The 4,252-nt window shown below is 74.0% G+C and carries 4 protein-coding genes and 1 pseudogene; 1 reads left to right on the top strand and 4 read right to left on the bottom strand.

Features of this window, described 5'->3' with window-relative positions; all coding sequences use genetic code 11:
• Positions 1 to 417: pseudogene (locus tag CCL05_RS37795) on the top strand (serine/threonine protein kinase); the annotation flags it as partial.
• Between the two features lie 24 nt (positions 418 to 441).
• Here the strand turns inward: CCL05_RS37795 and CCL05_RS37800 are convergent.
• From CCL05_RS37800 to cobT, 4 genes are all read right to left on the bottom strand, one after another.
• Positions 442 to 834 (bottom strand): NUDIX domain-containing protein, encoded by a 393-nt coding sequence (locus CCL05_RS37800; protein ID WP_086565152.1) that lies wholly within the window; start codon positions 832 to 834, stop codon positions 442 to 444.
• Positions 835 to 850: 16 nt separating this feature from the next.
• The gene (locus CCL05_RS37805) at positions 851 to 1,669 is read right to left on the bottom strand and encodes a TrmH family RNA methyltransferase (RefSeq protein ID WP_086565153.1); all 819 of its coding nucleotides are present in this window, start codon (positions 1,667 to 1,669) and stop codon (positions 851 to 853) included.
• 63 nt (positions 1,670 to 1,732) lie between these two features.
• Positions 1,733 to 2,974 carry a uroporphyrinogen-III C-methyltransferase gene (gene cobA / locus CCL05_RS37810; protein ID WP_086565154.1) on the bottom strand — a complete coding sequence of 414 codons (1,242 nt, stop codon included), beginning with the start codon at positions 2,972 to 2,974 and terminating at the stop codon, positions 1,733 to 1,735.
• A gap of 219 nt (positions 2,975 to 3,193) precedes the next feature.
• Positions 3,194 to 4,252, bottom strand: a 1,059-nt coding sequence (cobT, locus tag CCL05_RS37815) for a nicotinate-nucleotide--dimethylbenzimidazole phosphoribosyltransferase (RefSeq protein ID WP_086565155.1), incomplete at its 5' end; no start/stop codon positions are given.

Raw genomic sequence — 4,252 nt, forward strand, 5'->3', positions numbered from 1 at the left:
CGGGGCGGAGCCCGGCCGGCGGGCGGCGGGAACCGGTCGACGGGTGGCGGGAACCGCGGCAGGACTCCGATGCGCGGCTCCGGCGCCTCGCGCGGCGGCGCCCCGTCGCGGTCCGGAGCACGGCCGACGCCCACCGGGCGCAACGGGACGCGGTCGGGCAGCGGCAACCGCCCCGCGCCCCACAGCGGTACCGGGCGTCCGGCGTCCAGGAACACGGGGACCGGGCTGCGGCCCGCGAATCCCCGGCTGCTGCGGCAGCGGCTGTTCGTGTTCGTCGTGGTCACGCTGCTGGTGGCGGTCGGCATCGCCCTGGTGCAGGGCTGCCAGGGCTCGGCGCGGGGACTCGGCGGCGACGGGGGCGGGGCCCGGCAGGAGCATGTCCAGCGGGGCTACGAACCGCAGGCATTCCCACCGTAGGGCTGGATCACTCGAGGTCCGCCGTCACAGCTCCGGCAGGATCCGCTCGAAGAACTCGCGGTCACCGTCGAACACCGGGTCGAGGGCGAGGAACTCCCGCGGCGTGACCCAGCGGATCTCGGCGACCTCGCCGGGGTCGGGGACGACCTGCCCCGTGTCCGCGCGGGCGGTCCACCAGTGGAGGCGGAAGAGGCGGTCGTCGGTCTCCGACTCCCACACCTTCGCCAGCGGCACGACGGTGAGGCCGACCTCCTCGCGGACCTCCCGGACGACCGCCTGCTCCTGGGTCTCGCCCGGTTCCAGTTTGCCGCTCAGCGGCTGCCAGTAACCGGGACGGGCGACCCCCGGGCCGCGCCGGATCGCGAGGACGCGGTCCCCGCGCCGCAGTACGGCGACGATCGCCTGGCGCTGTTCCATGGACGGCCCCCGGAACCTAGGACTGCGGGCGGCCGGTGGCTACGGCGTAGAAGGCGACGGCCGCCGCCGCGCCCACGTTGAGGGAGTCGACGCCGTGGGACATGGGAATGCGGACCCACTCGTCGGCGGCGACCAGGGCCTGGGTGGACAGGCCGTCGCCCTCGGCGCCGAGCATGAGGGCGACACGGTCCATGGTGTGCGGGGCGGCCTCGTCGAGGGACCGGGCCTTCTCGTCCGGGGTGAGGGCGAGCAGCGTGAAGCCTGCCTCGCGGACCGACTCCAGGCCCTTGGGCCAGGTGTCCAGACGCGCGTACGGCACGGAGAAGACCGCGCCCATGGAGACCTTCACGCTGCGGCGGTAGAGCGGGTCGGCGCAGTCCGGGGAGAGCAGGACCGCGTCCATGCCCAGGGCGGCGGCGGAGCGGAAGATCGCGCCCATGTTGGTGTGGTCGTTGACCGACTCCATGATCACGACGCGGCGGGCGGTCTGGAGGAGGTCGGCGGCCGTGGGCAGGGGCTTGCGCTGCATGGAGGCGAGCGCGCCACGGTGCACGTGGTAGCCGGTGACCTGCTCGGCGAGCTCCGGGCTGACCGCGTAGACCGGGGCGGGGAGCTCGTCGATGACGTCGCGCATGACGTCGACCCACTTGGCCGAGAGCAGCATGGACCGCATCTCGTAGCCCGCTTCCTTGGCCCTTCTGATGACCTTCTCGCCCTCCGCGATGAAGAGGCCCTCGGCGGGTTCGCGCTTGCGGCGCAACTCCACGTCGGTCAGGCCGGTGTAGTCGCGCAGGCGCGGGTCGTCGGGATCCTCGACGGTGATGAGATCGGCCACAGGGTGATACTGCCTTGTCCTGGGTGCGGTGCCAACGGCTTGGGACGGTTGGGTTACCCCGGGTTACTCGCGGGGCGCGGCGGCCGTCGGGCCGACCTTCACGACCTCGCCGATGACGATGACCGCGGGGGGCTTCACGTCCTCGGTGCGGACCGTCTCCGCGACCGTCGCGAGGGTGGCGTCGACCCGGCGCTGAGCCGCCGTCGTGCCCTCCTGGACGAGGGCGACGGGGGTGTCGGCCGGCTTTCCGTGCGCGACGAGCGTCTCCGCGATCTTGCCGATCTTGTCGACGCCCATGAGGATCACCAGCGTGCCCGTCAGTCTGGCCAGCGACGGCCAGTCGACCAGGGAGCGCTCGTCGTCCGGCGCGACATGGCCGCTGACCACGGTGAACTCATGGGCGACGCCGCGGTGGGTGACCGGGATACCGGCCGCGCTCGGGACCGAGATCGAGCTGGAGATCCCGGGGACGACCGTGCAGGGGATGCCGACCTCGGCGAGCGCCTGGAGTTCCTCCATGCCGCGGCCGAAGACGTACGGGTCGCCACCCTTCAGGCGGACCACCGACTTGCCCTGCTTCGCGTGCTCGATCAGCGCGTTGTTGATGGCCTCCTGGGCCATGAAGCGACCGTAAGGGATCTTCGCGGCGTCGATCACCTCGACGTGGGGCGGGAGTTCGGCGAGGAGGTCGCGGGGGCCGAGGCGGTCCGCGATGACGACGTCCGCCTCGGCGAGCAGGCGCCGGCCGCGCACGGTGATCAGGTCCGGGTCGCCGGGGCCGCCGCCGACCAGGGCGACTCCGGGTGTGCGGGTGCGGTGGTGCGGGGCGACGAGCGTGCCGTCGCGCAGGCCCTCGACGACCGCGTCGCGGATGGCGGCGGTGTGGCGGGGGTCGCGGCCCCGGGCGTCCGTGGTCAGGACGGCGACCGTGACGCCCTCGCTGTGGCCGGTGGCCGGGGTCCAGGCCGTCGCCTCGTCGGCGTCGTCGGAGCGGACGCACCAGACCCGGCGGCGTTCCGCCTCGGCGGAGGCCCTTGCGTTCGCTTCCGTGTCGCCGGTGGCGATCAGGGCGTACCAGGCGTCGGCGAGGTCGCCCTCCTCGTAGGGGCGCCGGTGCCAGGTGATCTCGCCGGCGTCCGCCATGGCTTCCACGGAGGCGGTGACCTCGGGGGACACCAGGTGGACGGCCGCGCCCGCAGCGATCAGGGCCGGGAGGCGGCGCTGGGCGACCTGGCCGCCGCCGAGGACGACCACGCGGCGGCCGGTGAGGCGGAGGCCTACGGGGTAGGCGGGGTGTTCGGCCATGGGGTGCGGCTCCTGTTGCGGCGGGTTCGATGCCCTGACGTGCGGATTTTAAGGTGCGGGTCGTGGTGGGGGCACAGGTGTCCGGTGGCTGGGCGTCGTGGGCCGGCGCGGGCAGTGGGTGGTGGTGCCCACCCGTTCCGCCCCAGCGGAACGACTGCCCACCACCACGCCACGTCGGACAAGGGCCCGGGGGGCGCTGCCCCGCTGCGCGCCCGTCCCCTACTTCTCCGTCACTCCTGCCGAGTCGAACGTCGCCACCTCGTGCATCGCTCTGGCCGTGCTCTGGACCAGGGGGAGGGCCAGGAGGGCGCCCGTGCCCTCGCCGAGGCGGAGGTCGAGGTCGACCAGGGGGCGCAGGCCGAGCTTGTTCAGGGCGGCCACATGGCCGGGCTCGGCACTGCGGTGGCCGGCGATGCAGGCCGCCAGGACCTCCGGGGCGATGGCGCGGGCCACCAGGGCGGCGGCGCCGGCGCTGACGCCGTCCAGGATCACCGGCGTGCGCAGGGACGCGCCGCCGAGGAGGAGGCCGACGATGGCGGCGTGTTCGAAGCCGCCGATCGCGGCGAGCACGCCGACCGGGTCGGCCGGGTCCGGCTGGTGGAGTTCGAGGGCGCGGCGGACGACCTCGGTCTTGCGGGTGAGGGTCTCGTCGTTGATGCCGGTGCCCCGGCCCGTCACCTCGGCCGGGTCCGCACCGGTGAAGACGGAGATCAGGGCGGCGGACGCGGTCGTGTTCGCGATGCCCATCTCCCCGGTGAGCAGGGCCTTGTTGCCGGCGGCGACCAGATCGCGGGCCGTCTCGATGCCGACCTCGATGGCCTGCCTGGCCTCCTCGCGGGTCATCGCGGGGCCGGTGGTCATGTCGGACGTGCCGGCCCGGATCTTGCGGGGCAGCAGGCCGGGGGTGGCCGGGAGGTCGGCGGCGACACCCACGTCGACGATGCAGACCTCGGCGCCCACCTGGGTGGCGAAGGCGTTGCAGACGGCGCCGCCGCCGAGGAAGTTGGCCACCATCTGGGCCGTGACCTCCTGCGGCCAGGGGGTGACCCCCTGCGCGTGCACGCCGTGGTCACCGGCGAAGATCGCGACGGCGGCGGGCTCGGGGATGGGCGGCGGGCACTGGCGGGACAGGCCGGACAGCTGCGCGGAGATGATCTCCAGCATGCCCAGCGCACCGGCCGGCTTGGTCATACGCTTCTGGCGCTCCCACGCCTCGCCGAGCGCCTTGGCGTCCAGCGGGCGGATCTGCGCCACGGTCTCGGCGAGCAGGTCGTGCGG

Source organism: Streptomyces africanus (assembly GCF_002150735.1).
GTDB lineage: Bacteria > Actinomycetota > Actinomycetes > Streptomycetales > Streptomycetaceae > Streptomyces > Streptomyces africanus.

Bases quoted from the DNA above. Each gene is read 5' to 3' on its own strand.
- CCL05_RS37800 (WP_086565152.1), bottom strand. From the start codon at position 834: ATGGAACAGCGCCAGGCGATCGTCGCCGTACTGCGGCGCGGGGACCGC.
- cobA (WP_086565154.1), bottom strand. From the start codon at position 2,974: ATGGCCGAACACCCCGCCTACCCCGTAGGCCTCCGCCTCACCGGCCGC.